The organism is Janthinobacterium sp. NKUCC08_JDC, assembly GCF_019345575.1.
Lineage (GTDB): Bacteria > Pseudomonadota > Gammaproteobacteria > Burkholderiales > Burkholderiaceae_D > Janthinobacterium > Janthinobacterium aestuarii.
Genome location: NZ_JAHKQW010000006.1, coordinates 1 through 16012 on the forward strand (window position 1 = coordinate 1; position 16012 = coordinate 16012).

20 protein-coding genes are annotated in these 16012 nt (G+C 64.1%); 9 read left to right on the plus strand and 11 right to left on the minus strand.

From position 1 onward, the window contains the following. The 8 genes from KO538_RS15860 to KO538_RS15895 form a co-directional block, all read right to left on the minus strand. On the minus strand, positions 1–226 hold a 226-nt coding region (locus KO538_RS15860), incomplete at its 3' end, for a DUF4880 domain-containing protein (RefSeq protein WP_219328913.1). After that, positions 223–732 carry a sigma-70 family RNA polymerase sigma factor gene (locus KO538_RS15865; protein ID WP_219328914.1) on the minus strand — a complete coding sequence of 170 codons (510 nt, stop codon included), beginning with the start codon at positions 730–732 and terminating at the stop codon, positions 223–225. The genes KO538_RS15865 and KO538_RS15860, both read right to left, overlap by 4 nt. Positions 733–860: 128 nt before the next feature. Then, positions 861–2063 carry a HupE/UreJ family protein gene (locus tag KO538_RS15870; RefSeq protein ID WP_219328915.1) on the minus strand — a complete coding sequence of 401 codons (1203 nt, stop codon included), beginning with the start codon at positions 2061–2063 and terminating at the stop codon, positions 861–863. Further along, positions 2060–3271 carry a lipopolysaccharide assembly protein LapB gene (locus tag KO538_RS15875; protein ID WP_219328916.1) on the minus strand — a complete coding sequence of 404 codons (1212 nt, stop codon included), beginning with the start codon at positions 3269–3271 and terminating at the stop codon, positions 2060–2062. Before KO538_RS15875 ends, KO538_RS15870 begins: the two co-directional genes overlap by 4 nt. Positions 3272–3337: 66 nt before the next feature. Beyond that, the gene (locus KO538_RS15880; RefSeq protein WP_128143105.1) at positions 3338–3586 is read right to left on the minus strand and encodes a hypothetical protein; all 249 of its coding nucleotides are present in this window, start codon (positions 3584–3586) and stop codon (positions 3338–3340) included. Between the two features lie 13 nt (positions 3587–3599). Next, positions 3600–5099, minus strand: a complete 1500-nt coding sequence (locus KO538_RS15885; protein WP_219328917.1) for a DUF4331 domain-containing protein — start codon at positions 5097–5099, stop codon at positions 3600–3602. Between the two features lie 375 nt (positions 5100–5474). Beyond that, positions 5475–6122, minus strand: a complete 648-nt coding sequence (locus KO538_RS15890) for an NrsF family protein (protein WP_219328918.1) — start codon at positions 6120–6122, stop codon at positions 5475–5477. Further along, on the minus strand, positions 6119–6703 hold the full coding sequence (locus KO538_RS15895) for a sigma-70 family RNA polymerase sigma factor (RefSeq protein WP_219328919.1): 585 nt from the start codon (positions 6701–6703) through the stop codon (positions 6119–6121). The genes KO538_RS15890 and KO538_RS15895 overlap by 4 nt, the downstream gene beginning before the upstream one ends. Positions 6704–6848: 145 nt before the next feature. Here KO538_RS15895 and KO538_RS15900 point away from each other — a divergent pair, with 145 nt between their 5' ends. The 8 genes from KO538_RS15900 (at position 6849) to KO538_RS15935 (ending at position 12581) form a co-directional block, all read left to right on the plus strand. After that, entirely contained in the window at positions 6849–7655 is an 807-nt protein-coding gene (locus KO538_RS15900) for a thioredoxin family protein (RefSeq protein WP_219328920.1), read from the plus strand. Then, complete coding sequence (locus tag KO538_RS15905; RefSeq protein WP_219328921.1) at positions 7655–8251, plus strand: cytochrome b/b6 domain-containing protein; 597 nt, start codon at positions 7655–7657, stop codon at positions 8249–8251. Before KO538_RS15900 ends, KO538_RS15905 begins: the two co-directional genes overlap by 1 nt. 49 nt (positions 8252–8300) lie before the next feature. Beyond that, positions 8301–9032 carry a molybdopterin-dependent oxidoreductase gene (locus KO538_RS15910; RefSeq protein ID WP_374106859.1) on the plus strand — a complete coding sequence of 244 codons (732 nt, stop codon included), beginning with the start codon at positions 8301–8303 and terminating at the stop codon, positions 9030–9032. Between the two features lie 83 nt (positions 9033–9115). Continuing rightward, the gene (locus tag KO538_RS15915) at positions 9116–9403 is read left to right on the plus strand and encodes a pentapeptide MXKDX repeat protein (protein WP_219328923.1); all 288 of its coding nucleotides are present in this window, start codon (positions 9116–9118) and stop codon (positions 9401–9403) included. Positions 9404–9511: 108 nt separating this feature from the next. Next, entirely contained in the window at positions 9512–10066 is a 555-nt protein-coding gene (locus tag KO538_RS15920; protein ID WP_219328924.1) for a GNAT family N-acetyltransferase, read from the plus strand. Positions 10067–10132: 66 nt separating this feature from the next. Further along, on the plus strand, positions 10133–11341 hold the full coding sequence (locus tag KO538_RS15925) for an MFS transporter (RefSeq protein ID WP_219328925.1): 1209 nt from the start codon (positions 10133–10135) through the stop codon (positions 11339–11341). Between the two features lie 54 nt (positions 11342–11395). Further along, a complete protein-coding gene (locus tag KO538_RS15930) occupies positions 11396–11878 on the plus strand; it encodes a hypothetical protein (RefSeq protein ID WP_219328926.1) in 483 nt (160 codons plus the stop codon). A 61-nt stretch (positions 11879–11939) separates the two neighbouring features. After that, entirely contained in the window at positions 11940–12581 is a 642-nt protein-coding gene (locus tag KO538_RS15935) for a CatA-like O-acetyltransferase (protein ID WP_219328927.1), read from the plus strand. Here KO538_RS15935 and KO538_RS15940 read toward each other — a convergent pair. Continuing rightward, entirely contained in the window at positions 12578–13336 is a 759-nt protein-coding gene (locus tag KO538_RS15940; protein WP_219328928.1) for a helix-turn-helix domain-containing protein, read from the minus strand. The two genes, KO538_RS15935 and KO538_RS15940, sit on opposite strands and share 4 nt — an antisense overlap. An 86-nt stretch (positions 13337–13422) precedes the next feature. Here KO538_RS15940 and KO538_RS15945 point away from each other — a divergent pair, with 86 nt between their 5' ends. After that, the gene (locus KO538_RS15945) at positions 13423–14184 is read left to right on the plus strand and encodes an alpha/beta fold hydrolase (protein ID WP_219328929.1); all 762 of its coding nucleotides are present in this window, start codon (positions 13423–13425) and stop codon (positions 14182–14184) included. On the opposite strand, the gene KO538_RS15950 is transcribed toward KO538_RS15945, so the two are convergent. Continuing rightward, on the minus strand, positions 14185–14826 hold the full coding sequence (locus KO538_RS15950) for a LysE family translocator (RefSeq protein ID WP_034755914.1): 642 nt from the start codon (positions 14824–14826) through the stop codon (positions 14185–14187). A 106-nt stretch (positions 14827–14932) separates the two neighbouring features. Then, on the minus strand, positions 14933–16009 hold the full coding sequence (locus KO538_RS15955; RefSeq protein ID WP_219328930.1) for a YeiH family protein: 1077 nt from the start codon (positions 16007–16009) through the stop codon (positions 14933–14935). Between the last annotated feature and the right edge of the window lie 3 nt (positions 16010–16012).

Consider the following 16012-nt stretch of genomic DNA (forward strand, 5'->3'; position numbering starts at 1 on the left):
GCGCCAGGGCGCTGCGCGCCACGTCGCGCGGCAAAGTGTCGAATTGCCGGGCGAAGCGCTGCAGCCGGGCCCAGGCCCGTTCGTGTTCGGGGTGGGCGGCGCGCCAGGCGGCGCAGGCGTCCGCATCGGCCGCGCTGGCGTCTTCCGCCCACAGCCGCGCCATCCACTCGGCGGCGCGCTGCAGCGCGGCGGGGGCGATGGGGGCGCTGTCCAGCTGGGAGCTCATGCGAATTGCGCCGCGCAGCAGGCCAGCAGCGCGCGGGCGATGTATTTTTCCACCGACGAGACGGAAACGTCCAGGCGCGCGGCGATGTCGGCGTAGCCCATGCCTTCGAGCTTGCACAGCAAGAAGGCGTCGCGCACTTTAGCGGGCAGGCTGGCGAGGATAGCATCGATTTCCATCAGTGCCTCGACGATCAGCGCGCGCATTTCCGGCGTGGGTGCGGCCGCTTCCGGCTGCGCGGCGATGGCGTCCGCGTAGGCTGATTCGATATGCCGGCGGCGGAACAGGTCGACCACGAGGCCATTGGCGATCTGCGCCAGGTGCTGGCGTGATTCGTCGCGTCCGGGCGCGCGGCCCCGCGCGAGGATGCGCAGATACGTGTCGTGCGCCAGGTCGGCCGCATCGAAGGCGTTGCCCAGCTTGCGGCGCAGCCAGCCCTGCAGCCAGCCGTGGTGGTCGCTGTAGAGCACTTCGATTTGCCGGTGCAGTTCCAGTTCGGGGCGTAGCATGCAACCTTTCCATGCCATGGTCCGCGGACAAACAGGCCTTGATGCGATTGAGAATTGTTCGTATTGTAGCCCGGTTGTGCGCGCTTGTGGCCGGCTTGTGGCCGGCTAGTGGCTGTCCAACAACGCCATCAGCTTGAAATCAGCTTGATGTCGACCACTCTCTCCACCAGCCAGACGGCCGCCACCAGGGCGATGGCCAGCGAGCCGACGGTCAGCACTTGCCGGTACAGCCACGTCTTGCGCAGCAGCCAGGCAGCGGGCAGGAACGCGGCGACGATGGCCAGCTGGCCCAGTTCCACGCCCACGTTGAAGCCCAGCAGGCTGGCCAGCAAGGAACCCTGCGGCAAGCCCAGGTCGCGCAGCACGCTGGCAAAGCCGAAACCGTGGATCAACCCAAACGCGAAGGCGGCTACGGGGCGCTTGCCGCGGAACAGCGGCAGCAGGTTGTTCAGCGCGGCCAGGATCACGGAGGCGGCGATCGCCGATTCCACCCAGCGCGATGGCAGCGAGATGAGCGACAGGCTGGCCAGGGTCAGGGTGATGGAATGGGCGAGTGTGAAGGCGGTGACGACTTTCAGTACGTCGATGAATGCGCCTCTTAACCCCCAGCTCAAGACCTGGGGTCGGACCCGCCGGGTCCGACCCCGGCTCTCCGCTGCGGGGGGCAAGGGATTCTGCGGCACGTTTGAGCGTGTGGACTGGTGGGCTTGAGGCAGCAGCACGGCTGGCAGCAGCAAGGACAGCAAGAACAGGATATGGTCGTAGCCGATCCAGATATGCCAGACGCCGTGTTTCACATAGGCGCCGAACTGCGCCAGGCGGTCGGGCGCGGCCAGGGAAAGCGTCTGGCGCGGGCTGTCCGGGTCGAAGATGGCCGTTTGCGTATTGCCACCGCTATCGATTTTGACGAGTCCCTTGTGCTGCGGATCGAGGTCGGCGAACAAGGTGTAGCCGATGGCGAGACTGGCCGGCGCAGCGCCGGGGCAGCTGGCCTGGAAGCGCAGCACGCTGTAGGCGCCGTCGGTATGGTTGTCGATCAGCTGCTCGACGGCTTTCAAGGGGCATGCGCCCTGGTCGCTGGCCACTTGCAGGCGCTGCAGCGCGTACGCGGCGATGGCTTCGTGGCGCGCGCGGATTTCATTCCAGGTCAGGGCGCCATCGCCATTGCCATCGAGGCCGATGGCGAAATCGAGGTCGCGCAGGGCGATATCCCATTGTCCTTCGATCTGCTGGCCGTGGACCTCCAGGCTCAGGTAACTGTCGCTGGGCTTGTGGGCTTGTGCGGGAGAGAGCCAGGCGCACAGCAGCAGGATGAACAGGTATCGCTTCACAGTACACCTGCCTTCTTCGCAGCACTGATTTTTGCGCCATCCTGTGGCCCCAGCTGCCTGACGAGGCGCTGCAAGGCCACGTCTTCCACGCCATTGGCCGCGATCCAGGCCAGCACGGGCTGTGCCGCCGTATAGTTGCGCGCGGCCAGCGATGCTTCCAGCAAGATGCGCATGTCGGGCACTTCCTTCTGGATGGCCCAGTTTTTCTGCGCCAGTTGCAGGGCGGCGGGAACATCCTGCTGCAAAAACAGGGCGAAGCGGGCCTGTTCGCGCTGGTGCACGGTGTCGCCGCGCTGCATGGCGGCGTTGAAGCGGGCCGCCAGCTCCGCTTTTGCCGCCAGGAAGGCGGGCTGCTGGCCGGGCAGCGCCTGCAGGGCCAGCGCGTAGCGCAGCAGCAGGGCATCGATGCGCTGCTGCTCTTTCAGCAGCTTGGCGACTTCCTGCGGGCGCTGCCGGTCGAGCAGGAAATCCGCGTAGGCGCCCAGCAGATAGCTGTCGCGCGGCTGCTGGGCCAGCGCCTTGGTGTAGCGGGCTTCGGCCAGCGCCCACTCTCCGCGCCGGGTGGCCATTTCCGCCAGCAGGGTTGCGGCCCAGCTTTCCAGTTCGGGCGCCGCGCCGGCGCTACGCTGCAAGGTCAGGTCCAGCAAACGCTCGCTGGCGGCGGCGCGGCCCGTGACGCTGGCGATGTTGGCAAGGCAGGTGACGGTGACGAGCTGCGTTGTCAAGGCGGACAGCCGGGCGCAGCTGGCGGTCGCTTTCGCATAGTCGCCCTGCACGGTGAGCACGGTGGCGCGCGTCAGCCACGCTTGCCCGTTGGCTGGCTCCTGCGCTATAACGGCGTCGAGATCCTGCAGCGCGGGGCCGAAATGGTGGGTGCTTTGCAAAATGGTGGCGCGCAGCAGGCGCACGGGGACGGGCGGCGCCGCTTGCCGCCACCACGGCGCCAGCGCCGCTTGCGCGTAGCCCAGGTAGCGCGGATCCGTGTCGCTGCGCGCCAGGGCAATGTAGCGCTGCGCCAGGCCGCTGGCCAGGGCCAGGTCTTGTGGCTTGGCGTCGAGTTGCTGGCGCAGGCCGCGCAGGGCCAGCTGCGTGGCGTCGGCGCGGCGCGGCAGCTGTTCGATGACGGCGCTGCCATCTTTCGGCGTGTAGGGCGCGGCCCATGCCAGCAAGGGCAAACAGGCGCACAGCAGGGAAATCGGTGTTTTCATCGTGGACGCCATCGACGGGAATGGGCAAGGGCGCCGGGGAGCTGACTCCCCGGCGCCCGATAGGGCTTACAGAGGCACCGGCTCCGTATTGTCCGGAGACGTCGCCATGATGGCGTCGATGCCGACGCCATCCTTGTCATCGCTGGTGGTCAGGATGACGTTGCTGACGGCCACATAGAAGGCGTCGAGCAGCACGACGGGAGGAGGGTTGACGCCGCCGTCGCCATTATCGCCACCGTGGCTGCTACCGCCGCCACCGCAGCCGGCCAGCAGGGCCGTGAGCGCCAGGGCGCCGCATACATAGAGCTTTTTCATCGCGTTCTCCTGGTTACAGCTGCGGCGAACCAGCCACGGGATTTTTCAGGTAGGGGAAGCCTGCCGTGAACGACGTTTCGTCGAGGAAGGCGCCATCCGTGAAGTGCAAGCCGCCGGCGGGAGCGTCGGCCGGGGCGCAGCCGATGTTCAGGGTGCACAGCTTGCCCATGGCCACGCGCAGGACGACGTCGACCACGTCGTCGCCAGGGCGGCGGCCGTTCGGGAAGCCGGCGTTATCGCCGCCGATGACGCCGAGGCGGTTCTGCGCACCGACGCTGGTGGCGGCGATGGACGTATTGAGGCGCAGCATTTCCGACGCCGTCACGGTGACGGGCTGGTTCACGCCCTTGATGCCCGTCAAGAAGGTGGCGACCAGGTCGTTGCGGGGAAAGTTGGTGGGCGCCTTGGCGCCGGCCGAGCCGTACAGCACTTCCACCAGGGCAGGCGCCGTGGGGTTGGTGACGTAATCGGCAAATTGCGCGTCGCCCGATGGCTTGCTGGCGTTGAAGCGGTCCTTGTCCTTCAGGCCGATCACCAGTTCATTTACCAGCGGCATGCCCAGGCGCGACACTTGTACCCACGCGCCGCCTTCCTTCGACGCCGCGGTGGCCGTGCCGGGAGCAGGATTGAGCAGGCGTCCCTGGCGCAGGCTGGCCGTGGTCCAGCCGCCGATGACGGGGTCGGCGCCCGCCGTCAGGCAGGCGGTCGGCACTTCCATTTCGATGGCCGTGACATTTTTCTTGGCCAGGTCATCCTTTGCGGCCGACTCCGCATTCGCGGCAAACTCCGTGGCTGGCGCCTTGATGTTGATCAAGTCGAACGTTTCGCCCAAGTTTACGACGAACGGGTCCTTGCGCTGGCCGACGAACAGGCGCGCCGGCGTGGCGCAGCCGGGAATGTTGACGGCGTACACATGCTGCGCGGCATACGCGGCGTAGTTGGGGATGGCCTTGTTGCCGATATTGTCGACAGGCTTGTCGAAGGTCGTGCCGCCGCCCGTGGCATTCGTGACGCTGCTGCGCGTGCCTGTGCGGCGGTCGCCCCGCACCACCGTCACGCTATAGGTTTCGCGCACGTTCAGGCCGGCCGGGTTGACGGAATCGATGGCGCCGCCGTTGATAACGAGCGGAATCGAGACTTTCTTGCCGCCCACGGTGAACTGGCCATCCTTGATGGTGTTGGTGAAGCGGAACTGGAAGGTGAGGTCTTCCTTGCCGTCGCCATTGTTGTCGATATGGATTTCGTACAGCGCGTTCGGGTCCATGGCGAAGTAATTCGGCCCGCCGTAGGCGTCCTGCAGGGGGATATAGTCGGCCACCAGCGTGGTGTAGGCGCCGCGCCCCGTTTCATAGCTGCGGAACATATAGAAGTCGGTGGCGTCGACCTTGGGGTTTTGCGTGATGAACGGCGCTTCGCGGTGGCTGGAGGCAAAGGCCGATGGCGTGATCGCCAAGGCCAGCAGGTTGCCCAGGAGGGCGGCGCCCAGTGCGGTTTTCGAGTGTAACAATGACATGTCGATTCTCCCTGATTGTTATGTGCATACGTAGGACTAGCGGGAATTACGGGGCTGCATCAGTTGTACGGGGCGCCAGCACGATCGGATTCATTCCTTGCAAATTATTTTTAGGCAGCGGAATGAACGGCCGTCGATCGTCAGGGGGCTGGCGCACGAGGTCGAATCTACGTGGATATTGCACGGCAGTAAGAAAAAATATTTTGTGGACACGAAGAGACGCCGCCGTCAGTGATGGCGATAGCCTGTTGCGCTATGTCGCAGTGTCTGCGAAGGCGTGCACGGGGCGCGTGGGAATGCGTGAGTATGCGGATATGGAGACGATAGACGCTCGAAATCCGCTTGACCGGCGCCCCGCTTGCGGGGAGAGTGCGCTTACCAGGCCAGCACTTTGGGGCCGATGGCCGCGCCGATGGCAGTTGGCGCCAGCATGCCCAGCACATACCAGAAACCGACGAAACTGGCGGCCAGCTCGGGGCAGTGCAGGCAGTACACGAGGGCCGCCATGGCTCCGGCGGCAAACCCGGCGGCAGCGCCGGCCAGGCGCAGGCGCGTGGGCGCCAGCTGGCGCATCAGGCGCAGCACAGCGGCCAGGATGGGCAGCGACAGCAGGGCGATGAGCAAGGGACAGCTGCGCCAGGTGGCGCCCCAGAACAGCTCGGCGCGTTGTTCGGGCAGGGCTGCCTGCAGGATGATGGCGCCCAGCGCCCACATCAGCAGCAGCGGCATGGCGAGCAGCAGGGGCAGGGCGCGCGTGGCGGCGCCCGGCACGCACAGGCGGCGGCTGACGTGCCAGGCCGCCAGGGAGAGGCAGATGACGAAACCGACCTTGATCCAGAAGTCGGGCAGCAGGGCCAGCTGTTCCAAATTGGGCCGCACGCCCAGCAGCATGACCATCAGCGTCACGCTGGCCAGCAGTCCGGCGCCCAAGGTGGACGCGGTGCGCCAGTGCGTGCCCGGGGGCGGGGCGGCTGCCACGTCGGGGCCGTTGGCCAGCATGGATATCAAGTCATCGGTTTTCATGGTGTCGTTATCCTCAAGTTGGCTGCCAGTGCCTTCAAGCCGCGATGTACTGCCACTTTGACGCTGGCTTCCGAAATCTGCATGGCCGCGGCCGTGTCGCGTACGGACCAGCCGTCGAGCTTGGTATGCACGATGGCGTCGCGCTGCTGCGCCGGCAAGGTGGCCAGCAGCTTGCCCAGGTCGCGGCTGGCCTCGGCCGCCTCGGCATCGGCGCTGGAAAACAGTTCCTGCGCGCTATCTTCTTCGTCATACGGCAAGTGCTGTGCCTCGCGCCGCCCATGCCGGCGCAGCCAGTCGATCAACTTATAGCGCGCGATCGCATGGATCCACGACGTCAGCGGCACCCCCGTGTCATACGTCAACCGCTGGTTGTGGATGGCCAGCAGACACTCCTGCACCAGGTCTTCCACCTCGTCCGGCCAGCGCAGCAGGCGGCGCCGGAAAAACGCGCGCAAGTGCTGGCTGCTTGCCTGCAAAAAACTGCGGTAGGCCGCCGCATCGCCATCGAGCCCGCGCAGCATCAAGCCATGCAGCCGCAATTCCGTGCCATGCAGGTGTTCGCTTACAGGTATTCGTTGCATGCAGGCCTTTGGTGACAGGCGTTGAAAAAAATAAATTCAAAAAATAATGGAGGGTGGCTGTAACCAATCCGCGGCATGCGGCGAATTGACAGGCAAGCACGCTTCTTCATTCACGCTTCTTATTTCAATATACCGGGTAACGACCATGGACATCAAGCACCGCCTTGCAACACTGCTTTTACCCGTACTGAGCATGGCTGTGGTCGCCCCGGCCATGGCGCAAATGGTATCCGGCCAGCGCTGCGCCGTGCAAAGCGGGCCGCAGACGGCGGCGCTGGTGGAGCTCTACAGCAGCGAAGGCTGCTCCAGCTGCCCGCCCGCCGACCAGCGCCTGAGCGCCTTGCGCAAGGAAGCGGGAGCGGCCAGCCTGATCGTGCCGCTGGCCTTGCATGTCACCTACTGGGACCAGATCGGCTGGACGGACCCGCTGGCGCGGGCGCAATTCGATGCGCGCCAGGCCGAATTGCTGCGCCACCAGCCGCGCCACGTGGCCTACACGCCGCAGTTTTTTGTGGGCGGCACGGAATTGCGCAGCTGGGATACGCAACTGCCGGCCGCCATCCGCCGCATCAACGCCACCGCCGCGCCCGTCAACATCGGCCTGTCCGCCACGCCGGGGCCCGGTGGGAAACTGGTGCTTGAAGCCAATGCCAGCGCGCCGGACGCGCAGACGAGCGGCCAACTGTACGTGGCCATCAGCGAAAGCGCCATCGTGTCCAAAGTGCTGCGCGGCGAAAATCGCGGCGCCACCCTGCATCACGATGCGGCCGTGCGCCTGTGGCTGGGGCCAGTTGCGATGTCGCAAGGCCGTGCCCAGCTGCGCCGTGAAGTCAAGCTGCCCGCCAGCTGGCGCCCGGAGCAGCTGCAAGTGGTGGCCTTCGTGCAGCGCAGCGACAGCAGCGCCATCCTGCAAGCCGTCAGCACGGCATCCTGCGCGAAGGGAGCGATGTGATGAACGGACAAGCAAGCGTGATCCATCCAGCCTGGCTGCGCATCACGCACTGGCTCAATGCCGTGGCCGTCGTCGTGCTGGCCACCAGCGGCTGGCGCATCTATAACGCGGCGCCATTCTTCCCGTTCGAGCTGCCGCGTGCCCTGACCCTGGGCGGCTGGCTCGGCGGCGCGCTGCAGTGGCATTTCGCCGCCATGTGGCTGCTGGTGGCCAATGGCTTGCTGTATCTGATCATTAATATCGTCTCGGGGCGGCTGCGGCGCCAGTTCTTTCCCCTGTCGCCGCGACTGCTGCTGGCCGATTTCATGGCCGCGCTGAAGGGCAAGCTGGCTCATTCTGACCCGCGCCACTACAACATGGTGCAGCGCGCCGCCTACCTGTTCGTCATGCTCGACTGCATCGTGCTGGTGCTGTCCGGCCTCGTGCTGTGGAAATCCGTGCAATTCCCCCTGCTGCGCGAGCTGATGGGCGGCTACGAGAGCGCGCGCATGGTCCACTTCATCGCCATGGCGCTGCTGACGGGTTTTGTCGGCGTGCACCTGCTGATGGTGGCGCTGGTGCCGCGCACCCTGGTCGCCATGCTGCGCGGCCGCTAAGGAGATGAGCATGAAAAAAACCATCATCGTGCAAGAGCAGGGCCAGGCCATGCTGGCCGACGCCTTGCGCCAGATCAAGCAGCCGTCGCGCCGCCTTTTCCTGCAGCGCAGCTTGACGTTGGGCGGCCTGTCCTTGCTGACGGGGTGCAGCGCCAGCGACCCGGCCAGCATCGAGACAGCCTTGACGGCGGTGTCGCGCTTCAATGACAAGGTGCAAGGCTGGCTGTTCGACCCGAGCAAGCTGGCGCCCACGTATCCCGATTCCATGATCACGCGGCCGTTTCCCTTCAACGCGTATTACGGCGAGGATGAAGTGGAAGAAGTTGACGGCGACGCCTGGCGCCTGGAATTGAGCGGCCTGATCGCCGACAAGAAAGCGTGGACCCTGCCGCAGCTGCGCGCCTTGCCGCAGGAAACGCAGGTGACGCGCCACATCTGCGTGGAAGGCTGGAGCGCCATCGGCAAGTGGGGCGGCGTGCCGTTTTCCCACTTCCTCAAGCGGGTGGGCGCCGACACGACGGCCAAATACATCGGTTTCAAATGCGCCGACGATTATTTTACGAGCATCGACATGGCCACGGCCCTGCACCCGCAAACCATCATGGCCCTGACGTATGACGGCCAGGAATTGCCGCCGAAATATGGCTACCCGATGAAACTGCGCATGCCGACCAAGCTGGGCTACAAGAACCCCAAGCACATCCAGGCCATTTTTGTCACGAATACCTACCCGGGAGGGTATTGGGAGAATCAGGGATACAACTGGTTCGGCGGCTCTTGATTACTTTTGGCAACACCTGTAGCACAGCAACAGCTTTACCACCGGGCAATCTCGCCCATCCCACACTGAGACAAGGACTTATCATGAAAACCACCATCACCGCCATCATCGCTTCCGCCATCCTCATGTCGGGCGCCGCTTTCGCCCAGGACGCCATGAAAAAAGATCCGATGGCCAAGGACGCTTCGGCCGATGCCATGCACAAGGATGCGATGGACAAGGACGGCATGAAGAAGCCGATGGCCAAGAAGCACATGAAGAAGGATCACATGGCCAAGGATGGCATGGCGAAAGACGGCATGAAAAAGGATGAAATGAAAAAGGATGAAATGAAGAAAGATGGCATGGCCAAGGATGCGATGGCCAAGTAAGTAAAGAACCCTTGCGCCGCCTGTCGTGGCGGTGCAAGGCCAACGATGGTATTGACGCGGCAGGCCGGATACCGCAGAGTGAGGTGACAATACCGACTCCGGATACCCATGCAGCCATTGCCCACGATTGTAACGCCACAGACCATTTTGACCGTGCTCCACTCCGGCAATGCGGATCTGCTGCTTGCCTACCAGCAGGAAAACAGGCATCACCTGGCGCCGTGGGAGCCTGAACGCGACAGCCAGTTCTATACCGCAGATGCCTGCCATGCGCGTGCCGCAAGCGCGTATCGCGCATTCTTGGATGGCAATGCCGTCAATTTCATCGCCATCGGACGCGACTCGCAGAAGATGGTTGCCGGGTGTAACTTCACGAATATCGTCAGGGGGCCGCTGCAAGCGTGCAATCTTGGCTACTCCGTCGCCAAGGCTTGCGAGGGCCGAGGCCTGATGCGCGAAGTGGCGGCGGCGGGGATCGGCTATGCCTTCGGGGAGCTGGGCTTGCACCGCATCATGGCCAACCACATGCCGGCCAACGTGAAAAGCGAGCGCCTGTTACGTACGCTGGGATTCGAGCGCGAAGGTTATGCCAGGGCCTATCTGAAAATTGCCGGCCAGTGGGAAGATATGGTGCTCAATGCGCTGATCAACCCGCAAGGATAGGAAGCGGTGGCACGCGGATGAGCAGAGACTTGTATACTAGATATCTCTCCCGATACCCGCAGAGCCATGACCGACCCATCTGCCACCTCGCTGTCCGCAACGCCCACCGTTACCGACAAATCCCTGCGCCGCCGCTCGCTGTTCGCCGCCTGCAGCGCGCATGCCGTGCATGACGGCTTGACGGACGTGATCTATGTGCTGCTGCCCATCTGGCAGACGCAGTTCGCCATCAGCTATGCCATGGTGGGCCTGCTGCGCGGTTCCTACTCGGGCATGATGGCCGGCTTCCAGTTGCTGGCCAGCCGCATGGCCAAACGCTGGGGGCGCGAACGCCTGCTGGTGGGCGGCACGGCGCTGGCCGGCGTCGCTTACCTGATCGCGGGGCAGGCGGGCGGCCTGGCCGTGCTGCTGTTCGCCTTGCTGCTGGGCGGCCTGGGCGCCAGCACGCAGCATCCGCTGGCCTCGTCCATCGTCACCGACACGCACGAGGCGGGCGGCGGCGTGAAGGAAGCGCTGTCGCACTACAACTTTGCCGGCGATATCGGCAAGACCCTGATCCCCGCGCTGGTGGGCTTGCTGTTATTGGTCTGCAGCTGGCAAGCCAGCGTCTCGCTGCTGGGCTTGTTGGGCCTGGCGGCGGCCGGCTTGTTGTGGTGGCTGCTGCCGAAACCGGGCGAATTGCCGGCTGGCGCAAAGAAGGCGGGCAAGACCATTGCCGGCAGCGGCTCGAAAGGCAGCTTTCGTGCGCTGCTGGCCACGGGCACCCTGGACAGCGCCGTGCGCATGGGTTTTCTCACCTTTTTGCCATTCCTGCTGAAAAGCAAGGGTGCGGGCACGGCCGGCATCGGCGTGGCCTTATCTCTGCTGTTCGTGGGTGGCGCCTTTGGCAAGCTGCTGTGCGGCTATCTGGGCGCGCGCATCGGCATGATGAAGACCGTGTGGCTGACGGAATCGATGACCTCGCTGCTGATCGTGCTTGCCCTGTGGCTGCCGCTGGCCGGCGTCATGGCCATGCTGCCCCTGCTGGGACTGGCTCTCAATGGAACTTCGTCCGTGCTGTATGGCGCCGTGCCGGAACTGGCCGAGCCCGGCAAGCGCGAGCACGCGTTTGCCCTGTTCTACACGGGCAGCATCGGCGGCGGAGCCCTGTCGCCCGTGCTGTTCGGCGCGCTGGGCGACCATACGAGCGTGCACACGGCCTTGCTGGCGCTGGCGGCCGTATTGCTGCTGACCTTGCCACTGGCGTGGAAAGTGCAGCGGGGTTTGGCAAACTGAGGGGTATAGCAAATTGCCCTTAAATCATCATTTCACGCATTTCAAGAGCTAAACATGCCACAACTCGCTAACATTGGGGATGCCCAGGCTGCTGAACTGGCCTGCGCGCATATACTTGCGCAAAAGGAATTGTTCTACAAAAATATGTTCTTTCATGAGGGCGATAATTTGCTCTGCGGCCGTCTTCTTGCTGTCTTGGGCAGCAAACCGGTATTCGGCAACAGCGGCATCGCGCCTGTCCTGTTGCTGCATTACTCGGACCAGGCCGGATTGACGGAGTTCCGTGCCGGATCATATTGGACGCTCGGCGTTTCGCTGGACAGGGGGCGCATCCAGCGGCTCACGAATGTGCCAAATATGAGCGACATCAAGGCCGTGTATGCGATGCGGTATGCACAGGAGGGGGCGCATGCCGATGGCACCCGTTCGGGTGAATATGCAAGCTTTGCATTCACCAGGCAGGCAGGCGCTGAAGAAGTTACCTTGTTCCAGGACGTCGGCAGCGAATACTTTGTCTGCCTGCCGTTCTCCAATTGAATCATCCGGGGCGATGGCAGCACAGCTTGCCCGCGATCACCCCATCGTCTACACTCGCCGCATGAAAAATTTTGAAAAGCGGCGCGACCGCTATGACTTGTTCCGGGCATTTGACAATCCCCTCGTCAATATCAACTTCCAGCTCGACGTGCCGGATTTCCGGCCCTGGTGCAAGGAACGGAAAATTCCCGTGTTTCACTTTTTCCTGTTCTGCCTGCTCAATACGGTCAGGGAAATCGACAACTTCATGTACCGCATCCACCAGGGCGAGGTGATCAAGATCGACGATTTTCCCGCCTCGTACACCGTCATCAACGGCGACGAGAACCTCAACTACACGCGCTTCGCGATGACGGACCAGCTCGATCTATTCATTGCACGCAGCCTGGAAGCGAAACGCCTGGCCGAAGCGAGCTGCGCGCTGATCAACACGGGTGAGGGAGAAACCGAGCGCGAGCAGCGCAACAATATCTTCATCACCTGCCTGCCATGGCTGGAGCTGGCGGCCATCGAACACCCGATCTATCGCCACCGCGACGCCGACATCCCGACCTTTACCTGGGGCAAGTTCGGCCCCGCGCAGGACGATGGCCGCATGCGCGTGCCGTTTTCCGCGCAAGCCCACCATGGCTTTGTCGACGGCTACCATGTGCAGAAACTGGCGCACGCATTGGCGCAGCGCATTGAGAACGTCATTTCCTAGGCTAGATAATCGCTGGGCGCCTGGCCCAGCACACGGCGGAAGGCGGCCGTGAAGGCGCTGGGGCTGGCATAACCGAGGTCGAGCGCGATCCTGGTGACGGCTTGTCCCTCGGCCAGCCGCGTGATGGCTGCCAGCAGGCACGCTTGCTGGCGCCATTGGGCAAAGGCCAGCCCCGTCTGGGCGCGGAATTGCCGCGTAAAGGTGCGCCGGCTCATGCCCGCCTGCGCCGCCATCGCATCCAGGCTGCTATCCAGGCTCGGTTGCTGCAGCATCTCCGTACACAGCCGCGCCAGCCGCGGTTCCTGCGGCAGGGGAGCACTCAGGGGCAGGGGCCTGGCCGCTGCAATGTCATCGAGCAGCAAGGCCATCAATCGTCCGGCCCGCGATTGTTCCGCATACAGGGCGTCGACGGTCACTGCCTCGGCCAGCAACTGGCGCAGCAGCGGCGAGGCATTGAGCACCTGGCAGTGGGGCGGCAAGCCGGCCCCGTCGATGGCGGGCGCGTCGATAAACACGTTGTGCATGGTCACGACGCCATGCATGCGCATGCCGTGGACGAGCTGGGCCGGCACCCAGCAAGCGCGCTGTGGCGGCACCAGCCAGTTGCCTTGCGGCGTGTGTACGCTGATGACGCCGCGCGCCGCATACGCGAATTGCCCGCGCGCATGACTGTGACTGGGAAACATTGCGCCTGCGCCATAGTCGCGCGTCGTGGCGATCAAGGGGCGCGGCACTTCCGTATAAAAATCATCCATGACCCGTACTCTACAGTATTTGACCTAGCATCGAAGGCGGGCCGACGGCTGGCCGCTTACCATCACACTCTTTTTCAGGAGTGAATATGCACAACACCTATCATCGCGTGGGCCATGGCCCCCACGCCGTCATCGTCCTGCACGGATGGTTTGGCGACGCGCACGCGTTCGGGCCGATGGAGGCGGCCCTCGATGGCGGCGCTTTCAGCTATGTCTTCATGGACAATCGCGGCTATGGCGGCATGCGCGGTGCGCAGGGCAATTACTCGATGGACGAGGTCGCCCGCGACGCGCTGGCCCTGGCCGATGCGCTGGGCTTTGCCACCTTCAGTGTGGTGGGCCACTCGATGGGCGGCATGGCGCTGGAACGGCTGGCCTTGCTGGCGCCCTTGCGCCTGCGCAAACTGGTGGCCGTGGCTCCCGTGCCCAGCTGCGGCATGGCGCTCGATGGGGCGGCGCGGCAACTGTTTCTCGACGCCAGTGGCAATGTGCAGGCGCGGCGCGCCATCATCGACCGCAGCACGGGCGAACGCTTGCCAGCCGCCTGGCTGGACTGGAAGGCGAAATATTCTTGGGAAAGTGCGGACCAAGCGGCGTTTGCCGCCTATTTTCTCGCGTGGAGCGGGACGGATTTCAGTGAAGACATCAAGGCGGCGCGCGTGGAACTACCGTTGCTGGCGCTGGTGGGGGAGCACGACCCCCGTTTTGATACGGCCCTGATGCGCCGCACGTATCTGGCGTGGTACCCGCAAGCCCGGCTCGAGGTGCTGGGCAATGCGGGACACTATCCGATGAACGAAACGCCGCTGGCCCTGGCGGCCAGCATCGAGGCGTTTTTACTACAGTAGTTACGCGGCCTTGCTGCGCAGGCGCAGCAGGCTCAGGCCCAGCAAGACGAAGGCGCCGCCCGTGATGCGGTTGAACAGCTTGGCGCGACCCGGCGTGGCCAGCTGGGTTTTCAGCAGGCGCGCCAGGTTGGCGTAAAACAAGTGGGCCAGCATGGCGCAGGCGACAAACGAGGTCGTCAGCACGGTGAACTGGATCGCCACCGGTTCGCCTGGTGTGATGAATTGCGGGAACAGTGCCGAAAAGAACAGGATGGCTTTCGGATTGGTCAACGCGACCGTCAAGCCCTGGCGGAACAGTTTCCAGAAGGAATTTGGATTCGCCGCGCCGGCCACCACGGGAGCATCGGCCACGACGCTGGTCTTGCTGCGCCATTGCTTGATGCCCAGGTACACGAGGTAGAGGGCGCCAGCCAGTTTCAGCAGCATGAAGGCCGTGGCCGAGGTGGCCAGAACCACGCCCATGCCGGCCATGGCCACGCCGGAAATGATGAACAAGCCAAAACCATTGCCCATGCTGCTGATCATCGCGCGGCGGGGGCCGACGGCGATGGCATTCGAGATGGCCAACAAGACGGCCGGGCCGGGAGAAAACGTGACGAGCAGGGCGACGCTGCAGAAAAGCAGCCAGTTCGAGAGGTGCATGGATGTTCCTGGATGGGGCCGAAGCCGGTTTGAGAGTCAAAACACCTGTATTGTACGAAGTTTTCGGCTCCCGCGTCAGCGGCCCCGGCTTGAATCCGGCTCGAGGTCAGGCAAACAGGCTGGCAACCACGTGGTTGATGGCGGCGCCACCGGCGATCAGCCAGCAGAACAGCAGGCCGGCCAGCAACAGGGGCTTGATGCCGGCGCGGCGGATGGCCGACATATGCGTCGTCAAACCCAGGGCCGCCATGGCCATGGCTAGCAGGACCGTGTCGAGTTCGGTAATGGCGGCCACGGTGTCCGCTGGCAGCAGGCCCAGCGAATTGAAGGCGACCACGGCAATGAAGATGAAGGCGAACCAGGGGATGGCCAGCTTGGCCGCTTTTTCCTTGCCACCGGCCTTCGCCTTGCCGCGCGCCAGCACGGCCGACAGGATGACGAGAAACGGCGCCAGCATCATGACGCGCACCATCTTGGCGATCACGGCCGCATTAGCCGCTTCCTGTCCGATCGACTTCCCGGCCGCCACCACTTGCGCCACTTCATGCACGGTCGAGCCGATATACACGCCAAAGGCGGCAGGCGTGGCACCCAGCACATGCCAGCCCAGGTTCAGCTGGTACAGCAGCGGATACAAAAAGATGGCGATGGTGCCGAACACCACGACCGTCGAAACTGCCACGGTGACATCCTCGCTGCGTCCCTTGACGACGGGTTCCGTCGCCATCACGGCCGCCGCGCCGCAGATCGAACTGCCCGCGCCGATCAAAATGGCGCTGTTGCGTTCCAGCTTGAATACCTTGGTGCCGAGGAACATGGCCAGGCCAAACGTGGACGCCAGCACCAGCGCATCGATGGCGATGCCGGCCAGGCCGACCTGGCCGATATCCTGGAAAGTCAGACGGAAGCCGTACAGGATGATGCCGAGTCGCAATAACGTCTGCTTGGAAAAGGCCACGCCCGCGCCGCAAGTAGGCGCCAGGCGGCCGTACACGCTGTTGCCCAGCACGATGCCCAGCATGATGGCCAGGGTCAGCGCGCTCATGCCGTGGCTTTGCATCCATTCCAGCTTGCCCAGCGCGATGGCGGCATAAGCGATTGCGCCGCTCAGCAGCAGGCCCGGCAGAAGGCGCCCATAGCGGTCGCTGAAACTTGTTGTGTTCGTTGTTGAGAGGGATGACATACC